The organism is Sphingomonas abietis, assembly GCF_027625475.1.
Classification (GTDB): Bacteria; Pseudomonadota; Alphaproteobacteria; order Sphingomonadales; family Sphingomonadaceae; genus Solisphingomonas; species Solisphingomonas abietis.
In genome coordinates this window covers 1,125,335-1,146,393 of record NZ_CP115174.1, presented here as the reverse complement: position 1 = coordinate 1,146,393, position 21,059 = coordinate 1,125,335, and the positions used below count along the sequence as shown (strand labels likewise).

The window sequence follows — 21,059 nt, the reverse complement described above, 5'->3', positions numbered from 1 at the left end:
GGCGATGGCGCTCCTCGCGTGAGCCTCGTCAGGAACACCGCGACGATCGGCGGGCTGACCCTGGTCAGCCGCGTCCTCGGCTTCGTGCGCGATCAGCTGATGGCGCATTTCGTCGGCGCAGGCTTCGCCAACGACGCCTTCCTGGTCGCGTGGCGGCTGCCCAACCTGTTCCGCGCGCTGTTCGCCGAGGGCGCCTTCTCGGCCGCCTTCGTGCCGATGTTCAACCGCGTCGTCGGCCAGGCCGAGGCCGAAGGTCACGAGGGGCTGCCCGAGGGGCTGCGCTTCGCCGAGAATGTGCTCTCGGTGCTGTTCCCCTTCCTCGCCATGTTCACGACGATCATGATCGCCTTTCCGCGGCCGATCGTCTGGCTGATCACCTTCGGCTTCAAGGAGGGCGGCGGCCCCGAGAAATTCGACCTCGCCGTCCAGCTGACCCAGATCACCTTCCCCTATCTGGCGCTGATCAGCCTGGTGTCGCTGATGGGCGGCATCATGAACTCGATGAACCGCTTCTGGGTGAATGCGGCGGCGCCGGTGCTGCTCAACATCTGCATGATCGCGGCCTTGGTGTTCTTCCGGGGCAACACCCCGACGGACATCGCCCATACCCAGGCGATCGCGGTCACGGTATCGGGGGTGGCGCAGCTGATCTGGCTGATCCTCGCCGCGCGATCGGCCGGCGTGACGCTCCGGCTCAAGCGGCCGACGCTCAATCCCGAGGTGAAGAAACTGCTGGCGATCATCTGGCCGGCGGCGATCGGCGCCGGCGCGATCCAGTTCAACCTGCTCGTCATCACCATGCTGGCGGCGGGCTTCCTGCCCTCGGGCTCGGTGTCCTACATCTATTATGCCGACCGGCTGAACCAGCTGCCGCTGGCACTGGTCGGCATCGGCGTCGGCACCGCGATCCTGCCGGTGATCTCGCGCCAGATCGGCGCCGGCGACGGCAAGGCCGCGATCCACACCCAGAACCGCGCGATCGAATTGTCACTGCTGCTCACCCTGCCCGCCACCGCCGGGCTGATGATCGGCGCGACGACGATGATCCGCGCGCTGTTCCAGACCGGCGCCTTCACCGCGCACGACACCCACGCCTCGGCGGCCGTGCTCACCGCCTTCTCCTGCGGCCTGCCCGCCTACATTCTCATCAAGGTGTTCACGCCGGGCTTCTACGCGCGGGCCGACACCAAGACCCCGGTGCGGATCGCGATGGCCGAGATGGCCTGCAACATGGCGCTCAACCTGTTCTTCGTGTTCGGCACCAACCTCTCTTATGTCGGGCTCGCCATCTCGGGTGCGAGCTGCGCGTGGATCAATGTCGGCCTGCTCTACTGGGTGCTGCACCGGCGCGGCCATTTCAGCATCGACGCGCAGCTGAAACGCCGTGCGGTTCGCCTGTTGCTGGCCACGCTGGCGATGGCGGCGCTGCTTTTGTGGCTCGATCCGTGGACCGCCGCGCACGCCGGGGGCGACCTCCTCGCCCGGATCGAGGCGCTGCTGCTGCTGATCGTCCCGGCCTGCGCCTGCTATTTCGGCTGCGCCTTCCTGTTCGGCGCGTTCGACTGGCAGGAGACCAAGGCGCTGCTGCGGCGACGGCGGGCGCCGGCAGGCGGCGCTTGACCTGAGCTGACCGCTGGGCGACACGCCCGGTCCATGACCAAACGTGTAGTCTCGGGCATCCAGCCCACCGGAAACCTTCACCTCGGCAATTATCTGGGGGCGATCCGCAATTGGGTGCGGATGCAGGACGAGGTGGCGCGCGAAGGCGGGGAATGCTTCTTCTTCCTCGCCGATCTCCATGCGATCACGGTCTATAACGATCCGAAGGAACTGGCGCGGAACGTCCGCTCGATGGCGGCCGCGCTGATCGCCGCCGGCGTCGATCCGGCGAAATCGACGCTGTTCAACCAGGCGGCGGTCTCCGCCCATGCCGAACTCGGCTGGATCCTGAACTGCACCGCGCGGATCGGCTGGCTGAACCGCATGACCCAGTTCAAGGAAAAGTCCGGCAAGAATCGCGAGGGCGCCTCGATCGGGCTGTTCGCCTATCCGGTGCTCCAGGCCGCCGACGTGCTGATCTACCGCGCCACCCACGTTCCCGTCGGCGAGGACCAGAAGCAGCATCTCGAACTCGCCCGCGACATCGCGACCAAGTTCAACACCGATTACGAGACCGAACTGTTCGTGCTGCCCGAGCCGATGATCCCGGCCTCCGCCGCGCGGATCATGTCGCTGCGCGACGGCAGCGCCAAGATGTCCAAGTCCGATCCGTCGGACATGAGCCGCATCAACCTCACCGACGATGCCGACACGATCACCGCCAAGATCCGCAAGGCCAAGACCGATGCGGACCCCCTGCCCGCCAATCCGGCGGGCCTGGAGGGGCGACCCGAGGCGAAGAATCTGGTCGGCATCTATGCGGCACTCGCCGATACCGGCGCGGCCGACGTGCTGGCCCGATTCGAGGGCCAGGGCTTCGGCGCGTTCAAGCCGGCGCTCGCCGAGCTGGTGGTGGAGACGTTGGGGCCGATTTCCGCCCGCCTCAGCGAACTCGAGCGCGATCCGGGCGAACTCGACCGCATTCTCGCGCATGGCGCCGCCAAGGCCCGCGCCGCGGCCGAGCCGGTCGTCGCCGTCGCCTACGCTTCTTTGGGGCTGACACGCGAAACTCGATGACAGGTCGATACGTTCAACGCATATTCAGCACAGTTGGCGGAGGAGTGGCCGTCACGTCCTGACATGCGGAATCCTCCGCGACTGAGGCACGTCCATGACCATCAAACGCCTGTTGCTTTCCGTTGCTGCCCCGATCGCCCTGCTGGGCGTCAGTGGCTGCGCCACGAATTTCCATGCCAACGTCTCGCGCTTCCAGCGGCTTCCCGCGCCGCAGGGCCAGACCTTCCGGATCGAGCCGCTCAATGCGCGCGATCGCGGTGGTCTGGAATTCGCGACCTATGCCAATGAGGCGGCGGCCCATCTCACCCAGATCGGCTATCGCGAGGCCGCGCCGGGTGGCGCTGCCGACATGATCGTCCAGCTCGGCTACGGCGTCGATCGCGGCCAGCAGAAGGTCACGACCACGCCCGGCTTCAACTGCGGCTTCGGCGGTGGCTGGGGTGGCGGCTGGGGCGGCGGCTTCGGTGGCTGGGGCGGTTGGGGCGGCGGCTGGGGCGGTCGCGGCTGGGGCTATGGCTGGGGCGATCCCTACAGCCCGTTCGGTTGCCCGGACGTCGAGAGCTACACCATCTATTCCAGCTCGCTCGCCATGACGATCACCCAGTCCGACGGCAAGCGGCTGTTCGAGGGTCGCGCCCGCGCCCATTCGACCACCGACGATCTGACCCAGCTCGTCCCGAACCTGATCGACGCGATGTTCACCGGCTTCCCCGGCAATTCGGGGCAGGACATCCGCATCACCATCCCGCCGCGCCAGAAGCCCAAGGCTTCCTGACCGTCCGGACAAGGCACAGGAAAGGCGCCCGGTCCCAGACCGGGCGCCTTTTTTGTGTGTCCGTCACGTGCCGGCGGCGGCGGTAGCGCTCGGCCCCGGTTCGTTATGCCGCGCCCGTGCCGGCGCGCCATTCATCGACGCGGGATCAGCCTTCCAGCTGGCGCAGCAGCAGGCGCACGTCGGCATCGATCTCGGCATCCGCCTTGCGGAGCTTCTCGATCTGCTTGACCGCGTGGATCACCGTGGTGTGATCGCGCCCGCCGAAGCGACGGCCGATCTCGGGCAGCGAACGCGGCGTCAGCTGCTTGGCGAGATACATCGCGATCTGGCGCGGCCGGGCGACTTCGCGCGCGCGCCGGGCCGAGGTCATCTCGGACTGGCGGATGCGGAAATGGTCCGACACCTTGCGCTGGATCTCGTCGATGGTGATGCGACGCTGGTGGGCACGCAGCACGTCGGTGAGCGTCTCCTCCACGAAGGCGACGTCGATCGGCCGGTTCGACAGCATCGCGTAAGCGATCACGCGGTTGAGCGCGCCTTCCAGTTCGCGGACGTTGGACGCGATCCGCTTGGCGAGGAACAGCTGCACCTCCTGCGAGACGCTGACCTGCGGCATGCTCTCGAGCTTGCGCGAGATGATCGCGAGGCGAAGCTCGAAGTCGGCCGGATTGACGTCGGCGACCAGCCCCCAGCTCAGCCGCGAGAGGATACGGGCTTCGATCCCTTCCAGATCCTGCGGCGAGCGATCGGCGGTGATCACCAGCCGCTTACCGGCCGAGATGATCTCGTTCATCGTGTGGAAGAACTCCTCCTGGGTGGAGTCCTTGCCGGCGATGAACTGGACGTCGTCGATCATCAGCAGGTCGGCCGAGCGCAGGCGCTGCTTGAAGTTGTGCGTGTCCTTGGCGCGCAGCGCACCGACAAACTCGAACATGAACTTCTCGGCCGACATGTAGACGATCTTCGCCTTCGGCACATGGCGGCGATATTCATGGCCGATCGCGTGCATCAGGTGGGTCTTGCCGAGCCCGGTGCCGCCATGGAGGAACAGCGGGTTGAAGGTCAGCGCGCCGCCTTCCGCCACGGTGCGCGCGGCGTTGTAGGCGACTTCGTTGGCCTTGCCGGTGACGAAGCTGTCGAAGGTGTAGCGGGCCTCGAGCTGGATGCCCTCGACGGTGCCGGTCGGCTCGACCGAATCGTCCTGCTCCGGCTCGATCACGGGGGCGACGGTGAACAGCGCCGGCTTCACCGAATCGATGCCGGCGGACACCGTCACGCGGCGGACCTGCGGCAGATGCGCGCGCCATGCGTGAAGCAGGCGCTCGCCATAATGGGTGTCCACCCAGTTCGCCATGAACTCGGACGGGAGTGCGATCTGCACCAGCCCCTCATCCTCGTCGAAGCCGGCGAGGCGGGAGGGCTTCAGCCAATTGTCGAAGGTGCGGGCGCCACAATCGCGGCGCAGGCCCGAGCGGATCGATTCCCACGCCAGTTCGATTGGATCATCGATCGTGACATGCATCGCTCCCACCGTCCCGACAGCCTGGTTCACGCACTTCTCCCCCGTCCGGAAATCCGAGTTCCGGACCTCATGCAGACATAACTTCCCCAGCGCCGGAAACACCCCCGTGCCCCGGCTATGGATGGCACTAAAAAATTTGGTCCCCGGCAGAAATGTCGAAGCGATTCGACGTCGCCGGGAGGGTCTTTCTAGGAAGCCGGGCGCCCCCCGGGCAAGCGAAGAACCGTCACCCGACTGAAATATACACGCTTGACAGCCAAAGGTGGCGGATTCCGGTAAAACCCCCATTTTCCGGGGTTTTTCAGCGCATTAACTTTTTCGCTAAACGGTCATATCGCGCGAATCGCGGGAAATGCTCGACTTTCCTCGGTCATGCTTTTGTCATGCAAAAGGCCCGCCGATCACGGGGACCGGCGGGCCTTTAAGACCAATGGTTAACGGGTCGCTCAGCCGAGCGAAGCGACCGCCTTGGTCAGGCGCGAATATTTGCGCGCCACGGTGTTCTTGTGCAGCACGCCCTTGGACACGCCACGCTGCATCTCGGGCTGTGCGATCTTCAGCGCCGTCGCGGCGGCGTCCTTGTCGCCGGCGACGATCGCGGCTTCGACCTTCTTGATGAAGGTACGGATACGGCTGACGCGCGCTCCGTTGATGACCTTGCGACGATCGTTGCGCCGGATGCGCTTCTTGGCTTGCGGCGTGTTCGCCATGTGTGTCCTCGAACCTGCTCAAAAGGGATGGCGGCACAGGCGGACCCGCACCGGGAAGACGCGGCCTCTACTGATGCCGGGGAGATTCGTCAACTGTTCCCGCCGTCAACGCTGGCAGGCGCGGCAATGAAAGGTGGATCGGCCGGAATCGATCCGCCGTTCGACCACGCCGCCGCACGGGCAGGCCTCGCCTTCGCGGCCATAGACGCGGAACTGCTTGGAGAAATAGCCGAGTTCGCCGTCGGGCCGGGCATAATCGCGCAGCGTCGATCCGCCGGCGGCGATCGCCTCGGTCAGCACCGCGCGCACCGCCTCGACCAGCGCGACCAGCTTCGGCCTGGAGACCTTGCCCGCCGGCCTAGTTGGCGGGATTCGCGCGATGTTGAGCGCCTCGCACACATAGATGTTGCCGAGTCCCGCCACGATCCGCTGGTCGAGCAGCATCGCCTTGATCGGCGCGATCCGGCCGTGGAGCGCCGCCGCCAGTTGCGCGGCGTGGAAATCGTCGCCCAACGGCTCCGGCCCGAGCGCGGCGAAGGCCGGCCATGCGGCCAGCCGCTCGGTCTCGAGCAGGTCGACCGAACCGAAGCGGCGCGGATCGGCCAGCGACAGCCGCCTGCCCTCCTCGGTCTCCAGCACGAGATGGTCGTGCGTGCCCAGCGCGTCGGGGTCGACCCGCCAGCGGCCCGACATGCCGAGATGGAACACCATGGTGTCGCCGCGATCGGTGTGGACGAGGCCATATTTGGCCCGCCGCCCCAGCCCCGTCACCCGCGCGCCGGTCAGCCGCTGGCGCAGATCGGGCGGGAAGGCGCGGCGCAGATCGGCACGGCGCGTCTCCACAAGGGTGAGCACCTGGCCGTCGAGCACGCTCTCCAGCCCACGCACGGTGGTTTCGACTTCGGGAAGCTCGGGCATTTCGCGTCTACAGCTAGGATCGAATTGCGCCCGCCACAAGCCAAGGCTAAGCGCCAAGGCATGACCAACGATACCGTCTCGTTCGGCTACAGCGAAGTAGCCCCCGAAGAGAAAACCAAGATGGTGGGCGACGTGTTCGCCCGCGTGGCGCAACGCTACGACATCATGAACGACGCGATGTCGGGCGGGATGCATCGTCTGTGGAAGGACCAGTTCGTCCGGCGGGTGAAGCCGCGCCAGGGCGAGGCGATCCTCGACATGGCCGGCGGCACCGGCGACATCGCCTTCCGCATGGCCAAGCAGGGCGCCGACGTGACGGTGGCAGACATCAACCCGTCGATGCTCGGCGTCGGCATGGAGCGCGCCAAGAAGAAGGGCCTCGACGGTCTGCTCTGGGCCGAGGAGAATGCCGAGACGCTGTCCTTCGGCGACAAGCAGTTCGACGCCTACACCATCGCCTTCGGCATCCGGAACGTGACCGACATCCCCAAGGCGCTCAGGGAGGCCCACAGGGTGCTGAAGCGCGGCGGGCGCTTCTATTGCCTGGAATTCTCGACGACGACCTGGCCGGGCTTCAAGGAGGTCTACGACGCCTATTCGCACAAGCTGGTGCCCCAGATCGGCAAGCTCGTCGCGCATGACGAGGACAGCTATCGTTATCTGATCGAATCGATCCGCCGCTTCCCCGACATGCCGACCTTCAAGGCGATGATCGGCGAGGCCGGTTTCGTGCAGGCGAAGGTCGAGCCGATCCTGGGCGGGCTGGTGGCGATCCACAGCGGCTGGAAGATTTGACCTCCACCGCCGTCCATCTGTCCCGGCTGCTGCGCTGGGGGCGGACGCTCGCCCGCCACGGCGCGCTGATCGGCATCGAGCGCGATCCGCTGACGCCGGCGCCGCTGCGCCGCCTGGTCCGCATCGCCCGGATCGGCGCGCGCGTGCCGAAGGAGCCGCGCTACGCCGACGCGCTGGAGGCGATCGGCCCCGCCGCGATCAAATTCGGCCAGGCGCTCGCGACCCGGCCCGATCTGGTCGGCGAGGCGGCGGCGATCGATCTCTACCGGCTGCAGGATGCGGTGCCGCCGGTCCCCTTCCCGCTGATCAAGGCGTCGATCGAGCAGGCGCTCGGCCGCCCGATCGAGCAACTCTACGCCTCGATCGACGAAAAGCCGGTCGGCGCCGCGTCGATCGCGCAGGTCCACCGCGCCGTCACCACCGATGGCCGCCATGTCGCGGTCAAGGTGCTGCGCCCCGGCGTCGAACAGGATTTCGCCCGCGCCATCGACACCTATGAATGGGCCGCCGCACAGGCCGAGGGCATGGCCGGCGAGATCGCCCGCCTGCGCCCGCGCCTCGTCGTCGCGACCTTCAAGCAGTGGACCGCGCGCGAACTCGATCTGCGCCGCGAGGCGGCGTCCGCGTCCGAACTCTCCCGCGGGATGGAGGCCGAACCCGGCTTCCACGTCCCGCATATCGACTGGCAGCGCACCGCGCGCCGGGTGATGACGCTCGAATGGCTGGATGGCGTCAAGCTCTCCGACCGCAGCGCGCTGGTCGCCGCCGGGCATGATCCGCGGCTGATCGCGGGCACCTTGGTCCGCGTCTTCCTGCGCCAGGCGATCGCCGACGGCTTCTTCCATGCCGACCTCCACCAGGGCAATCTGTTCGCGCTCGCCGATGGCCGGCTGGCGGCGATCGACTTCGGCATCATGGGGCGGATCAACCGCCAGGCGCGGCTGTGGCTGGCCGAGATCCTCCACGGCCTGATCACCGGCAATTACGCGCGCGTCGCCGAGATTCATTTCGAGGCGGGCTATGTCCCCTCCCACCACAATCTCGCCGAGTTCGCGACCGCGCTCAGGGCGGTGGGCGAGCCGATCCGCGGGCTGCCGGTCAAGGACATCTCGATCGGGCAGATGCTCGACGGGCTGTTCTCGATCACCCGCGATTTCGACATGCCGGTGCAGCCGCATCTGCTGCTGCTCCAGAAGACGATGGTGATGGTCGAGGGCGTCGCCACCAGCCTCGATCCCGACATCAACATGTGGGACGTCGCCGCCCCGTTCGTGCGCGAATGGCTGCGCGGCGAACTCGGCCCGGAAGCCTTTCTCGCCGATCGGATGCTGGAGATCGGCCGGCTGATCCGCCGCGTGCCCGATCTGATCGAGCGCATCGATCGCGCCTTCCCGGCGCCCGGCGCCGCGCCGCCACCGCCGCCCTTGCCCGAGGTGCAGGTGATCCGCGTCGGCGGGGGCTGGCGCTATGCCGCCGTCGCCGCGATCGCCGCCGCCGCCGCCGGCGCGTTCGTTATGTGGTTCGTCTGATCGCGCTTTCGCTGTAACCACGGACGTTCGGAGACCGAAGCCAGGCAGGAGGCCGGCCTCGGCCCGGCGAGAGGCGTGCGATGGGCGATCTTCATTTCGATTGCACGATGTGCGGCCAATGCTGCCACGGCCTGCGCCTGCCGCTCAGCCTCGCCGAAGCGCGGCTCTGGCTGGACAAGGGCGGCACCGTGCAGCTGATGTGCGAGGCCCATCCGTGGCCCGAGGAACCGGCGGACGGCGACGCGCTCGGCCATTATCGGCGGGCCCGGACCTTCGCGGCGCAGAGCGGCGGCCTGCCGGTGCGGATCATGGTGACATTGGTCGCGGCCTTCGCCGGCCCCTGCCCGTTCCTGCTGCCCGACATGCGCTGCGGCAATTATGCGGAGCGGCCGCGCGTCTGTCGCATCTATCCGGCCGAGATGAACCCGTTCGCGGTGCTCAAGCCCGCCGGCAAGGCCTGCCCGCCCGAGGCCTGGAACGACGCCAACCCGCTGCTCGCCCGCAATGGCGAGGCGGTCGCGCCCGAAACCGTGGCGATCGTCGCGGCGGCGCGCGCCACCTCGATCGAGGATGGCCGGGCGAAGGAGCGGCTCTGCGCCGATCTCGGCATCGCGGTCGCGGCGCTGGGCAACGAAGGCTATGTCGCCCATAGTCCCAACCCGGCCGCGTTACGCGCCGCCCTCGCCGGGCTGGAGAATGCACGGCCGTTTAGATCCGTCGCCTGGACGGTGGCATCGAACCGCTCGGCGACTATCGCGATGCTCGAGGCCGCCGGCGCCCAATCCCTGTTGGCGGCGGACGGAGACGCCGGGGCTTCCGACTATATCGGCTTCTTCCCGGCCGGCTGAGCGACGGTCAGCCCAGCATGAAGGGCGGATCGGGGATCGTCGCGCGCGCCTCGTTCAGCATCAGCGACCAGCGCGCCGACAGATCGTTGAAATAGGCGTCGTCCACCCCGATCCGGCGCTGGACGACATGGCCCTGCGGATCGGCCGGAATGACCACCAGATCGAGCGGGCGACCGACCGCGAGGTTCGATCGCAGCGTCGAATCGAACGAGATCAGCCCGACCTTCACCGCCTCCGACAGCTCGGTGTCATATTGCAGCGCGCGATCGAGGATCGGCTTGCCATATTTCATCTCGCCGATCTGGAGGAACGGCTGCTCCTTCTGGCATTCGATGAAATTGCCCTCGGAATAGAGGCGGAACAGCTTGAGCGGGCCATCGCCGATCCGGCCGCCGAGCAGCATCGAGGCGGAGGGCGCCAGCTGCGATTCCTCCAGCGCCTTGGCGATCACCGCGCGCTGCTCATGCACCGCCTCGCCGACCAGCTGCGCCACCCGGAACATCGACGGCGCGTTGGCGACCGTCCGCACCGGCAGATCGGGATCGCCAGACGGCAGCCCCTCGGCGAGGCTCGCCAGCACCGCCTGGGTGATCGAGAGATTGCCGGCCGACATGGCGAACACCAGCCGATCGGGCGAATCGGCCAGCATGTGCAGCTTGCGATAGACCGAGATATCGTCGACGCCCGCATTGGTGCGGGTATCGGCGATCATGACGAGTCCCGCCTCGACCAGCATTCCTACGCAATAAGTCATTGCGCCTGATTTTGACGCTGTCCGCCGGTTTCCGCAACCGCAACCTCGACATGCATGGTCTCGCCACCGCCGCCGACGCGCATTCCGGCGAGCGGCGCGGCGTCGCGATAATCGAGACCGACGGCGACGCGGACATAGGCGTCGGTCGGCGACATGCCGTTGGCGGCATCGAAACCGATCCAGCCATAGCCATCAACATGGGCCTCCGCCCAGGCGTGCGCCGCCGGCTGGATGGTCTCGCCGTCCGATCGCAGCAGGTGCCCCGAGACGTAGCGCGCCGGATAGCCCAGCACGCGCGCCGCCGCGCAGAAGATATGGGCATGATCCTGGCAGACCCCCCGCCCTTCCGCAAAGGCGGCGGCGGCACCGCGATGGGGATCGCCATTGCCGGTATCGAAGACGATCTGGCGGTGAAGTGCATGGCACAGCGCATGCAGCCGGCTGAGCGGATCGGCGGCCGCCTCGGCGATGTCGTCCGCGAAGGCGATGATCCCGGCATCGGCCTCGGTCTGCGGGGTCGGCCGCAGGAACAGCTCGATGGGGAGCGGCTCGGGCGCGCCCGCCACCATCCCGGCCCGATCCTCGGTCAGCACCTCGCCGCCGACGGTGAGCGCGATCCGGTCGATCGGCCCGTCGACATAGAGCATCGTCACCTCATTGCCGTAGCCGTCGCGGCTGCGCTTGAGGCGGGCGTCGCAATCCACCTCGACATGCCAGTCGATCACCGCCTGCCCGTCGAAGCTCGGCGGGGTGACGCGCAGCAGCTGCACCAGCCGCCGCTGCGGCTGGCTGAAGGCATAATGGGTGCGATATTCGATCCTGAGGCGCATCACTGGAACCGGAATTGCTGGGCGATCGCCTGGTCGAGGCGGGCATTGTCGCTGATGAAGGCCTGGAGGAATTCGTGCAAGCCGCCGGCGATGATGCCGTTGACCGTCGAGCGATTGATCATCAGCTGGCGGACGCGCGCGATCCGGTCGGCTTCGCCCTGCCGGCCGAGGCGACGGCCGATCGCATTGAGATTCTGCACCACCTCATCGGCCGAGGCCGCGATCGAGCGCGGCATCTCGTGCCGCAGCACCAGCAGGTCGACGACATGGCCGGGGCGCAGACCCTCGCGATACAGCCAGCGATAGGCCGTCACCGCCGAGACGGTGTGGAGGATCGTCGTCCACTGGTCGCGATCGATCGGCCCGCCGACCTTCTCGCCCTCCGGCAGCAGCAGATGATATTTGACGTCGATCAGCCGCGCGGTGTTGTCGGCCCGCTCGATCGCGGCGCCCAGCCGCACGAAGAAGCTGGCCTCGTTGCGCAACATCCGGTGCAGCGCGCCCTCGAAGCCGCGCGCCTCCGCCTTGAGCTTCTCGATCATCGCCAGCGCCGCCGGCGTGCCGTCGCTGACCTTGCAGTCGCGCACGCCGAGCCAGGCGCGGTTGATCGCCTCCCAGGCTTCGCGGGTGAGCGCGGTGCGCACCGACTTGGCGTTGGAGCGCGCCGCATCGAGGCAGGAGCGGATCGAGCTCGCATTCTGCTGGCTAAGCGCCAGATAGCGGCTGACCGAATCGGGGCTGATCGATTCGCCGGTGAACCAAAAGCTGTCCTCGGCCGAGACGACGGCGAGCGCGCTTTCCCACGCCCCCTCGCCCGCCGGGCGCGCCGACAGCAGATCGAGCCGGATCGTCGCCTCGATCAGGCGGGCGGTGAATTCGGCGCGCTCGATATAGCGGCCGAGCCAGTAGAGCGACGAAGCGGTACGCGAAAGCATCAGTCGGCCCCCACCCGGAGCGGTTCAGGCCCGGCGCCACGGCGGCGCGGGCGATCGGCGAGGATCAGGCTGTCCTTGGTGCCGCCGCCCTGGCTGCTGTTGACCACCAGCGAGCCCTCGCGCAGCGCGACCCGGGTCAGACCGCCCGGCACGATCTTCACCCCATCGGCGCCGCTCAGGCAGAAGGGCCGGAAATCGACGTGGCGCGGCGCCACGCCCTTCTCGGTCAGGGTCGGCACGGTCGAGAGCGCCAGCGTCGGCTGCGCGATGTAGCGGTGCGGCTCGGCCTTGAGGGCGGCGCGGAACGCCTCGATCTCGGCACTGGACGCGGTCGGCCCGACCAGCATCCCATAGCCGCCCGATCCATCGACCAGCTTCACCACCAGCTCGTCGAGATGCTCCAGCGTGTATTTCAGCGCCTGCGGCTCGCGGCAGCGCCACGTCTCGACATTGGGCAGCTTGGCGTCCGAGCCGGTGTAATAGCGCACGATCTCCGGCATGTAGCTGTAGATCGCCTTGTCGTCGGCGATGCCGGTGCCGGGCGCATTGGCGAGCGTGACGGTGCCGCGCAGATAGGCTGCCATCAGGCCGGGCACGCCGAGCATCGAATCCGGCTTGAAGACGAGCGGATCGATATAGTCGTCGTCGAGCCGGCGGTAGATCACGTCGACCCGCACCCGCCCGTCGATCGTCCGCATCCAGACGATATCGTCGTCCACTTCCAGATCGGCCGCCTCGACCAGCTCGATCCCCATCGCATCGGCGAGGAAGCTGTGCTCGTAGAAGGCGGAATTATAGTGGCCGGGGGTGAGCAGCACGCACACCGGCTCGCTGCCGCGCCCATGCGGCGCCACCGAGCGCAGCGTCGAGAGCAACAGGTCGGTATAGTCGTCGACCGGCTCGACCGGGAACATCTCGAACAATTCCGGGCAGAGCCGGATCATCGCCTCGCGATTTTCCAGCATATAGGACACGCCGGACGGGGTGCGGGCATTGTCCTCCAGCACGAAGAAGTCGTTCGGCCCGGTTCGCACCATGTCGATGCCGCAGATATGGGCATAGACGTCGTGCGGCGGCCGGACGCCGGCGACTTGCGGGCGGAATTGCGGATTGGCCAGCACCAGTTCGGCCGGCACGATCCCGTCGGCGATGATCTTCCGCTCGCCATAGACGTCGGAGAGGAAGGCGTTGATCGCGTGGACCCGCTGTTCGAGCCCGATCTTCAGGCCCTTCCATTCGGATGCGGAGAAGATCCTGGGGACGATATCGAAGGGAATGATCCGCTCCGCCGCCTCATCCTCGCCATAGACCGCGAAGGTGATGCCCAATTGCCGGAACGCGGCCTCGGCAGCCTGCTGCCGGCGGTCAAATTCTTGCGGGGGCGTTTCCGCGATCCAGGCCGCAAGTGCCTCGAATCCCGGGCGAGACGATGTGTCGCCGCCTTCACCCCATACTTCGTCGAACGCAGGATTTCGCATCGCCCTCCGATCCGAATTCATGTCGGTTCTATGGCAGACTGACGACCTTTTTTGCGGCGCACAAGAGGCAAATCCGGCCTCCTGCGGATATTCAGCCGATCACGCGGTCCTTGGCGGGCAGCGGCTCGCGCTGTGCCGGCACCGGCTGCTGCGACGGCGGATCGAAACGCTGCCAGCCAGCGGCGGTGAGCCGCTCGATCGGCTTGAAGCGGGTCTTGTACTGCATCCGCGCCGAACCCTCGACCCAGTAGCCGAGATAGACATAGGCCAGCTTCGCCGCCTGCGCACGCCGGATATGATCGAGGATGATGAAGGTGCCGAGGCCATCGCGATCCGGGTGATGCGGATCGAAGAAGCTGTAGATCATCGACAGGCCATCGCCCTGCTGATCGGTGAGGCAGGCGCCGACCAGCTTGCCGGGCCGACCATCGGTCGTCGGCTCGCGATATTCGATGACGAAGCTCTTGACCGGGGTCTGCTCGACCATGTCGGCGAAATCGAACTCGTCCATGTCGGCCATGCCGCCGCCGGGATGGCGCGAGCCGAGATAATCGCGCAGCAGTGCGAACTGCTCCTCGGTCGTCCACGGCTTGCAGGCGGAAACGACGAGATCCGCATGCGCCTTGAGCATCCGGCTCTGGCTCTTGTTCGGCTTGAACTCGAGCGCCGCGACGCGCACCGACACGCAGGCGGTGCAGTTCTGGCAGCTCGGCCGATAGGCCACCGATTGCGAGCGACGAAAACCGATGCGACCCAGCGCATCGTTCAGTTCGCTGGCGTGCGGACCAGCCAGTTCGGTGAACACCTTGCGCTCGATCTTGCCCGGCAGATACGGGCAAGGGCTCGGCGTGGTCACGAAAAACCTTGGAAAACGGAAAGGTGCACTCACTGTCGTGGCCGTCCTCTCATCCCGAACATGGTTGCCAACATCTTTATGCGGCAAGAGTTGCACGGGGGGAAGAGTCGCCAAGTCTTAAAAGAACGTTAACGGGACCGTTTCCCCACGAAACATGTCCCGAAAACGCGCAGCCTGTGGATAAGTCTCAAAAAGCGCGATCAGGCGAGCTCGACGCGGCTCACTTCATAGCCCTCCGCCGCCAGCGCGGCGACGAGCCGGTCGAGATGACCGGCATCGCGCGTCTCGCACTCGATATCGGTGATCAGCCCCTTGGCCGGAAGCGTGGTGAAGACGCGCTGGTGGTAGATTTCGATGATGTTGACCTGCTGCTGGTCGAACACCCGCGCCACGTTGAACAGCGCACCGGGGCGGTCCTGCAAACGGATGCGCAGGCGGGCGAGCCGGCCGGAGCGCGCCAGATCGCGCAGCAGCACGTTGGCGAGCAGGCGCGTGTCGATATTGCCGCCGGTCAGCACCAGGCCGATATTCTTGCCGGCAAAGCGCTCGGGGTGCGCGAGCAGCGCCGCCAAACCGGCAGCACCGGCACCCTCCACCACGGTCTTCTCGATCTGGAGCAGCAGCGACAGCGCCTTTTCGAGATCGCGTTCGGACACCAGCACGATGTCGTCGGCCAGCGCCTGGACGATATCGAAGGTGATCCGGCCGGGAAACTTGACGGCGATGCCCTCGGCCAGCGTATCGCCCTCGCTCGGCAGATCGAGGCCGTTGCGCTTCGCGAACATCGACGGATAGAGCTCGGCCTGCACGCCGACGACATCGAGATCCGGCCGGATCGCCTTGGCCGCCGTCGCACAGCCCGAGATCAGCCCGCCGCCGCCGATCGGGATCGCCAGCGTGTCGATCTGCGGCACGTCCTCCAGCATTTCGAGCGCGACGGTGCCCTGCCCGGCGATGATCGCCGGATCGTCGAACGGATGGACGAACACCAGCCCACGCTCCGCCGCGACCTCATAGGCATGGGCCTGCGCGTCGTCGAAGCGTTCGCCGAACATGATCACCTCGGCGCCATGGCCTTCGGTCTGCTGCACCTTCACGGTCGGCGTCGGCTTGGGCATCACGATCGTCACCGGGATGCCGAGCCGGGCGCCATGATAAGCGAGGCCCTGGGCATGGTTGCCGGCCGACGCCGCGATCACGCCGCGCGCTTTCTCCTCGTCGGTCAGCTGCAGCAGCTTGTTGAGCGCGCCGCGCTCCTTATAGGCGGCGGTGAACTGGAGATTCTCGAACTTCAGCCAGACATTGGCGCCGGTCAGCTTCGACAGCGTGATCGAATGGAGCGTCGGGGTGCGGACGATCGAGGGCGCAATGCGCTCGTGCGCCATGCGAATATCCGCCACCGTGACGGCGGGGTGATCCTGCGGGCGGAGCGTTGCTTCTGCGGTTGCCATAGTGGGCGCGGCCTAGACCATCTGGCGGTGGCAAGGAAGGTGGGTTATGCCCCCGCCCCTATGGCAAAACTGGCTTATCTCGGACTGGGCGTGATGGGTGCGCCCATGGCCCGTCATCTCGCGGCTGCCGGCCACGACCTCACCGTCTACAACCGCAGCCCGGCCAAGGCGGAGGATTGGGTCCAGGCCCATGGCGGCCGGGCCGTCGCCAGCGCGGCGGAGGCGGCGGATGGCGCCGAGGCCATCTTCTCCTGCGTCGGCACCGACGACGATCTCGCCGAGGTCACGCTCGGCCATGACGGCGCCTTCCGCACGATGAAGCCGGGTGCGCTGTTTGTCGATCACACAACCGTGTCGGCCAAGATTGCACGCCAGCTCGGTGTCGAGGGCAAGGATCGTGGTTTCCTGGTGCTCGACGCCCCCGTTTCGGGCGGCGAGATCGGCGCGCAGAAGGGCACGCTCTCGATCATGTGCGGCGGCACCAAGAAGAGCTTCGAGGCTGCGCAGCCGCTGATGCAGGCCTATGCCGCGCGCATGGTCCATATCGGCGGATCGGGCGCGGGGCAGACCTGCAAGATGGTCAACCAGGTCGCGATCGCCGGCGCGATGCAGGGCGTCGCCGAGGCGCTGCGCTTCGCCCAGGCCTCCGGCATCGATCTCGACAGGACGTTCGAGGCGATATCGGGAGGCGCCGCATCGAGCTGGTACATGACCAACCGCTGGACGACGATGCGGGAAGGCAAATATGATTATGGCTTCGCGGTAGACTGGATGCGCAAGGATCTCGGCCTCGCCATCGATGAGGCGCGCAGCAACGGCGCGCCGCTGCCGGTCGCGGCGCTGGTCGACCAGTTCTTCGCCGACGTGCAGGCGGCGGGTGGCGGCCGCCACGACATCTCCGCGCTGCTGACGAGGCTCGGCAAGTGAGCGGCGGCGCCACCTCTTCCAGCCCATCCGTTCGTGCCGAGCGCAGTCGAGGTACGTACCCCAAGCGCGACGCCCGTTCTCCGTCCCTCGACTTCGCTCGGGACGAACGGGCGATATGGCGCGCGGCGGCGATGGCCGGCGTCGCGATCCTCTCGCTGCTCGCCTCGCCCACGCCGGCGATGGCCAAGAAGCCGCCCAAATACGCCCCCGCCCCGCCCACCGAGGGTGGCCTGCTGGATGACGTCAACGGCTACACCATCGATCGCGACGGCAGCGTCAAGCGCTTCAACGGCCTGCTGATCGGCAAGGACGGCAAGGTCAAGGCGCTGCTCCAGCCCGGCGACAAGCGCCCCGAATGGCTCGATTTCCGGCTCGACGGCCATGGCCGCACGATGCTGCCCGGGCTGATCGACGCGCACGGCCACGTCATGGAGCTGGGCTTCGCGCTCACCCATGTCGATCTGGTCGGCACCACCAGCCTCGCCGATGCGCAGACCCGGCTGGCCAACTATGCCGCCAAGCACCCCAACCCGGCCTGGATCCAGGGCGGCGGCTGGAACCAGGAGATCTGGAAGCTCGGCCGCTTCCCCACCGCCGCCGACATCGATCTCGCGGTGCGCGAACGGCCGGTGGTGCTGGAGCGGGTCGATGGCCATGCGCTCGTCGCCAATTCGGCGGCGATGGCGGCGGCGGGCATCTCGGCCGCCACCAAGGACGTGCCCGGCGGCCATATCGAGCGCGACGCCAAGGGCAAGCCGACCGGCGTGTTCGTCGATGCCGCGCGCGATCTGATCCTGCGGGCCGTGCCGCAGCCCGCACCGATCGAGCGCGACGACGCCTTCCGCGCCGCGCAGCAGGCGCTGCTCTCCTACGGCATCACCGCGACCTGCGACATGGGCACCACGCTGGACGACTGGAACGTGCTGCGCCGCGCCGGCGACGCCAACGCCATCCGGGTACGCATCGTCAGCTACGGCATGGGCGTGGACACCACGCTGTCGGTGGCCGGCAACGGGCCGACGCCGTGGCTCTACGACGGCCATCTCCGCATGGTCGGGGTCAAGCTGTTCGCCGACGGGGCGCTCGGATCGCGCGGGGCGTGGCTCAAGAAGCCCTATGCCGACATGCCCTCGACCCGCGGCACCTCGCTGCTCGACGACACCAAGCTCAAGAATCTGATGAGCCGCGCGGCGATGGACAATTTCCAGGTCGCCGTCCACGCGATCGGCGACGCCGCCAATGACGAGGTGCTGTCCTCGATCGAGGAGCTGGCGCAGACCTACAAGGGCGATCGCCGCTGGCGGATCGAACATGCCCAGATCGTCGATCCGGCCGACCTGCCGCGCTTCGCCCACAATGGCATCATCGCCTCGATGCAGCCGACCCATGAGACCAGCGACTGGCAGATGGCGGAAAAGCGCCTCGGCGCCGATCGCCTCAAGGGCGATTATGCGTGGGCGACGATGGCGGCCGAGCATGTCCCGCTCGCCTTCGGGTCGGACTATCCGGTCGAGAGCCCGAACCCCTTCCCCGGCCTCGCCGCCGCGGTCAGCCGCGAGGATGCGCAAGGCCAGCCCGCCGGTGGATGGCAGCCGCAGGAGAAGATCACCATGCCGCAGGCGCTGGCCGCCTTCACCAGCGGCGCGGCGTTCGCGGCGCAGGCGGAGGACCGCATCGGCTCGCTCGAGCCCGGCCACATGGCCGACTTCGTGCTGGTCGACACCGATCCGCTGACCACGCAGGATGCGCAGGCAGTCCGCCATACCCAGGTGCTGGAGACCTGGATCGGCGGCACGCGGGTGTGGGTGAAGAAATAGGCATTTGCCTACTATAATCGCCGATAATCCGTTCGCACTGAGCTTGTCGAAGTGCGTGCCCCACGCGCACCGCCTGCGGCACATCCTTCGACAAGCTCAGGACGAACGGCTCTAAGCTATCCGTACCCAGCTTCGCGGGGCTTCCGTCAGGAGCGGGACGCGCCCGCCAGCCCCGCCAGCAGCCCCGGCGTCAATATCTGCGGCAGCTCCTTCGGCGTGGCGCTGCCCGGCGCGTACCACAGATAGAGCGGCACGCCCGAGCGGCCATGCGCCTCCAGGAACTTGCCGATCGTCGCGTCGCCATCGGTCCAGTCGCCGATCATCGTGGTGACGCCGGCCTTGGCGAAGGCGTCCTGCGTCTCGGCACGCTCGATCGCCGCCTTCTCGTTGACCTTGCACGACAGGCACCAGTCGGCGGTGAAATAGAGGAACACCGGCTTGCCCGCCGCCTGCAACGCCGCCAGCTTCGCCGGATCGAAGGGCTGCGCGGCCGCAACCCCCGCTTCGGCCGCCTGCGCCTGATGCCTGGGCAGCAGCGTGATCCCGCCCAGCGCGAGCAGCAGCGCGACCGTCGCCGGCGCCCATGCCGCACGCTTGAAGCCGCGCTGGCGCAGCCCCGTCATCCACAGGCCGATCGCCAGCAGCATCGCCGCGCCGATCGCCAGCACCACGCCGTCCGCCGCGGTCTGGTTGCCGAGCACCCAGGCGAGGCCGAGCGCAGTCAGGAACATCGGCACCGCCAGAATATGGCGGAATGTCTCCATCCAGCCGCCGGGCTTGGGCAGCATCTTGCGCAACGCCGGCACGTAGCCGAGCAGCAGGAAGGGCAGCGCCAGCCCGAAGCCCAGCCCCGCGAACACCAGCAGAGCCGCCGCCACCGGCAGCACCAGCGCGGCGCCGAGCGCCGCCGCCATGAACGGCCCGGTGCAGGGCGTCGCCACGAAGGCGGCGAGCGCGCCGGTCCAGAACGCGCCGGCGAGGCCGCCCTTGCCGGCGAGATCGGAGCCTGCGCTCACCGTGCCCAGCTCGAACAGCCCGGCGAGGTTGAAGGCGATCGCGCTGACCAGCAGCACCAGCACGAAGATCACGGCCGGATTCTGCAACTGGAACGCCCAGCCGACCTGCGTGCCCGCCGCGCGCAGCCCGAGGATCAGCGCGCCCAGCGCCACGCAGACGAGAATCACGCCCGCCGCATAGGCCAGCGCCTCGCGGCGCACCTGCTTCTCCTCGCCGCCGGCGCGGGCGAGGCTGAGGGCCTTGAGGCTCAGGATCGGGAAGACGCAGGGCATGATGTTGAGGATCAGCCCGCCCAGCACCGCGCCGGCCAACGCGATCAGGGCGAGCGCCAGCGTGCCATGCTTCGCATCGGGGGCGGTCGCCTCCGATCCGATCGGCCTGCCGGCGACCGGCACCGCGCCCGGCGCGGCGGTGAAGGACAGGCCGGTGCCGTCGCCCAGCGACAGCACGCCGTCGAAGCTTTTCGGCGGGGTGGCGCCCGCCTTGGTGGCGATCACCAGCGTATCGCCGTCGCGCGAGAAGCTCTGCGGCGCGGCATAATCGAGCGCCCCCTCGGTCACCGCGAACAGATGCGGCTGGGCGAGCGCCACCGAGGCGGGCAGCGGCACGGCGAGGCGGAACTGGCCGGCCTGGGTCTCAAAGGTCACCGGCGAGCCGAGCGGCCGCGGCAGCGCCTTGCGCCAGCCATCGAAGCGCGCGGTGGACGTCGCGTCGGGCGCACCGTCGCCGATGTGGAGCGTCGTCGAGACGGTCGCGCTCTCGGGCACGCACAAGGTCGCCGAGCAGACCAGATAGTCGAGCTTGGCCGACACCGGCAGCGTTGTGCCGTTGGCGAGCCCCGCCGGCACGTCGAGCGTCACCAGCAGCGCATAGGGCTTCTCGTACACATGGTTCATCAGCCCGGCGATGACGAGCGTGCCCGGCACCGGATAGGCCGGATCGCCCGCCTTCGCGCCCTTGGGCAACGTCCAGTCGATCTTCATCGGAAAGCCGGTGTCGCCCGTCGTCTTCCAATAACCGTGCCAGCCCGGCTGCGGCGTCATCAGGATCGCCAGCGTGGTCGGTTGGCCGGCCGCGGGCGTGCTGCTCTCAGGCACCAGCGCGGCGGTGAGATGGGGGGCGCCACCGCCAAGCTCAGCGCGCGCCGGGCCTGCGAAGCCCAGCACGAGCGCGAGTGTCATCATCCAGAAACGCAGCACCGTCATCGCCATCCTTGATCCG

At 67.7% G+C, this 21,059-nt stretch carries 18 protein-coding genes; 8 read left to right on the top strand and 10 right to left on the bottom strand.

The features are described 5' to 3' along the window. Positions 1-18: 18 nt before the first annotated feature. The 3 genes from murJ (at position 19) to PBT88_RS05520 (ending at position 3,451) form a co-directional block, all read left to right on the top strand. A complete protein-coding gene (gene murJ / locus PBT88_RS05530) occupies positions 19-1,620 on the top strand; it encodes a murein biosynthesis integral membrane protein MurJ (RefSeq protein WP_270078221.1) in 1,602 nt (533 codons plus the stop codon). A gap of 33 nt (positions 1,621-1,653) precedes the next feature. Next, entirely contained in the window at positions 1,654-2,676 is a 1,023-nt protein-coding gene (trpS, locus tag PBT88_RS05525; protein ID WP_270078220.1) for a tryptophan--tRNA ligase, read from the top strand. 94 nt (positions 2,677-2,770) lie between these two features. Then, complete coding sequence (locus tag PBT88_RS05520) at positions 2,771-3,451, top strand: DUF4136 domain-containing protein (protein WP_270078219.1); 681 nt, start codon at positions 2,771-2,773, stop codon at positions 3,449-3,451. Positions 3,452-3,596: 145 nt separating this feature from the next. Here PBT88_RS05520 and dnaA read toward each other — a convergent pair whose 3' ends face one another. From dnaA to mutM, 3 genes are all read right to left on the bottom strand, one after another. Further along, positions 3,597-5,003, bottom strand: coding sequence for a chromosomal replication initiator protein DnaA (gene dnaA / locus PBT88_RS05515; protein WP_407696519.1), 1,407 nt, complete (start codon positions 5,001-5,003; stop codon positions 3,597-3,599). A 416-nt stretch (positions 5,004-5,419) separates the two neighbouring features. Then, positions 5,420-5,683: a 30S ribosomal protein S20 gene (rpsT, locus tag PBT88_RS05510; protein WP_270078218.1), complete on the bottom strand. Its 264-nt coding sequence runs from the start codon at positions 5,681-5,683 to the stop codon at positions 5,420-5,422. Positions 5,684-5,788: 105 nt separating this feature from the next. Continuing rightward, positions 5,789-6,601 (bottom strand): bifunctional DNA-formamidopyrimidine glycosylase/DNA-(apurinic or apyrimidinic site) lyase, encoded by an 813-nt coding sequence (mutM, locus tag PBT88_RS05505; RefSeq protein WP_270078217.1) that lies wholly within the window; start codon positions 6,599-6,601, stop codon positions 5,789-5,791. Positions 6,602-6,661: 60 nt separating this feature from the next. Here mutM and PBT88_RS05500 point away from each other — a divergent pair, with 60 nt between their 5' ends. From PBT88_RS05500 to PBT88_RS05490, 3 genes are all read left to right on the top strand, one after another. Next, on the top strand, positions 6,662-7,396 hold the full coding sequence (locus PBT88_RS05500; protein ID WP_270078216.1) for a class I SAM-dependent methyltransferase: 735 nt from the start codon (positions 6,662-6,664) through the stop codon (positions 7,394-7,396). Then, positions 7,393-8,925 (top strand): 2-polyprenylphenol 6-hydroxylase, encoded by a 1,533-nt coding sequence (gene ubiB, locus PBT88_RS05495; protein ID WP_270078215.1) that lies wholly within the window; start codon positions 7,393-7,395, stop codon positions 8,923-8,925. The genes PBT88_RS05500 and ubiB overlap by 4 nt, the downstream gene beginning before the upstream one ends. An 80-nt stretch (positions 8,926-9,005) precedes the next feature. Further along, positions 9,006-9,773: a YkgJ family cysteine cluster protein gene (locus PBT88_RS05490; RefSeq protein WP_270078214.1), complete on the top strand. Its 768-nt coding sequence runs from the start codon at positions 9,006-9,008 to the stop codon at positions 9,771-9,773. A 7-nt stretch (positions 9,774-9,780) separates the two neighbouring features. Here PBT88_RS05490 and PBT88_RS05485 read toward each other — a convergent pair whose 3' ends face one another. The 6 genes from PBT88_RS05485 to PBT88_RS05460 form a co-directional block, all read right to left on the bottom strand. Beyond that, entirely contained in the window at positions 9,781-10,485 is a 705-nt protein-coding gene (locus PBT88_RS05485; protein ID WP_270078213.1) for a peptidase, read from the bottom strand. A gap of 38 nt (positions 10,486-10,523) precedes the next feature. Further along, entirely contained in the window at positions 10,524-11,357 is an 834-nt protein-coding gene (locus tag PBT88_RS05480; RefSeq protein WP_270078212.1) for a transglutaminase family protein, read from the bottom strand. Continuing rightward, the gene (locus tag PBT88_RS05475; protein WP_270078211.1) at positions 11,357-12,292 is read right to left on the bottom strand and encodes an alpha-E domain-containing protein; all 936 of its coding nucleotides are present in this window, start codon (positions 12,290-12,292) and stop codon (positions 11,357-11,359) included. Before PBT88_RS05475 ends, PBT88_RS05480 begins: the two co-directional genes overlap by 1 nt. Beyond that, positions 12,292-13,770, bottom strand: a complete 1,479-nt coding sequence (locus PBT88_RS05470) for a circularly permuted type 2 ATP-grasp protein (protein WP_270078210.1) — start codon at positions 13,768-13,770, stop codon at positions 12,292-12,294. Before PBT88_RS05470 ends, PBT88_RS05475 begins: the two co-directional genes overlap by 1 nt. 91 nt (positions 13,771-13,861) lie before the next feature. Next, the gene (locus tag PBT88_RS05465; RefSeq protein WP_270078209.1) at positions 13,862-14,659 is read right to left on the bottom strand and encodes an arginyltransferase; all 798 of its coding nucleotides are present in this window, start codon (positions 14,657-14,659) and stop codon (positions 13,862-13,864) included. Positions 14,660-14,826: 167 nt separating this feature from the next. Further along, positions 14,827-16,077 (bottom strand): threonine ammonia-lyase, encoded by a 1,251-nt coding sequence (locus tag PBT88_RS05460; protein ID WP_270078208.1) that lies wholly within the window; start codon positions 16,075-16,077, stop codon positions 14,827-14,829. Between the two features lie 60 nt (positions 16,078-16,137). On the opposite strand from PBT88_RS05460, the gene PBT88_RS05455 reads away from it, so the two are divergent. Beyond that, positions 16,138-17,004 (top strand): NAD(P)-dependent oxidoreductase, encoded by an 867-nt coding sequence (locus PBT88_RS05455; protein WP_270078207.1) that lies wholly within the window; start codon positions 16,138-16,140, stop codon positions 17,002-17,004. 179 nt (positions 17,005-17,183) lie between these two features. After that, positions 17,184-18,821 carry an amidohydrolase gene (locus tag PBT88_RS05450; RefSeq protein WP_270079186.1) on the top strand — a complete coding sequence of 546 codons (1,638 nt, stop codon included), beginning with the start codon at positions 17,184-17,186 and terminating at the stop codon, positions 18,819-18,821. A 146-nt stretch (positions 18,822-18,967) separates the two neighbouring features. Here PBT88_RS05450 and PBT88_RS05445 read toward each other — a convergent pair whose 3' ends face one another. Further along, positions 18,968-21,043: a protein-disulfide reductase DsbD family protein gene (locus PBT88_RS05445; protein ID WP_270078206.1), complete on the bottom strand. Its 2,076-nt coding sequence runs from the start codon at positions 21,041-21,043 to the stop codon at positions 18,968-18,970. Positions 21,044-21,059: the final 16 nt, after the last annotated feature.

What these genes read in the sequence shown, in the direction of transcription:
- rpsT (WP_270078218.1), bottom strand. Translation starts at nt 5,683, where the DNA reads ATGGCGAACACGCCGCAAGCCAAGAAGCGCATCCGGCGCAACGATCGT.
- PBT88_RS05460 (WP_270078208.1), bottom strand. Translation starts at nt 16,077, where the DNA reads ATGGCAACCGCAGAAGCAACGCTCCGCCCGCAGGATCACCCCGCCGTC.
- PBT88_RS05485 (WP_270078213.1), bottom strand. Translation starts at nt 10,485, where the DNA reads ATGATCGCCGATACCCGCACCAATGCGGGCGTCGACGATATCTCGGTC.
- mutM (WP_270078217.1), bottom strand. Translation starts at nt 6,601, where the DNA reads ATGCCCGAGCTTCCCGAAGTCGAAACCACCGTGCGTGGGCTGGAGAGC.
- PBT88_RS05480 (WP_270078212.1), bottom strand. Translation starts at nt 11,357, where the DNA reads ATGCGCCTCAGGATCGAATATCGCACCCATTATGCCTTCAGCCAGCCG.
- PBT88_RS05455 (WP_270078207.1), top strand. Translation starts at nt 16,138, where the DNA reads ATGGCAAAACTGGCTTATCTCGGACTGGGCGTGATGGGTGCGCCCATG.
- PBT88_RS05470 (WP_270078210.1), bottom strand. Translation starts at nt 13,770, where the DNA reads ATGCGAAATCCTGCGTTCGACGAAGTATGGGGTGAAGGCGGCGACACA.
- PBT88_RS05500 (WP_270078216.1), top strand. Translation starts at nt 6,662, where the DNA reads ATGACCAACGATACCGTCTCGTTCGGCTACAGCGAAGTAGCCCCCGAA.
- PBT88_RS05475 (WP_270078211.1), bottom strand. Translation starts at nt 12,292, where the DNA reads ATGCTTTCGCGTACCGCTTCGTCGCTCTACTGGCTCGGCCGCTATATC.
- PBT88_RS05445 (WP_270078206.1), bottom strand. Translation starts at nt 21,043, where the DNA reads ATGACGGTGCTGCGTTTCTGGATGATGACACTCGCGCTCGTGCTGGGC.
- PBT88_RS05520 (WP_270078219.1), top strand. Translation starts at nt 2,771, where the DNA reads ATGACCATCAAACGCCTGTTGCTTTCCGTTGCTGCCCCGATCGCCCTG.
- PBT88_RS05450 (WP_270079186.1), top strand. Translation starts at nt 17,184, where the DNA reads ATGGCCAAGAAGCCGCCCAAATACGCCCCCGCCCCGCCCACCGAGGGT.
- PBT88_RS05490 (WP_270078214.1), top strand. Translation starts at nt 9,006, where the DNA reads ATGGGCGATCTTCATTTCGATTGCACGATGTGCGGCCAATGCTGCCAC.
- trpS (WP_270078220.1), top strand. Translation starts at nt 1,654, where the DNA reads ATGACCAAACGTGTAGTCTCGGGCATCCAGCCCACCGGAAACCTTCAC.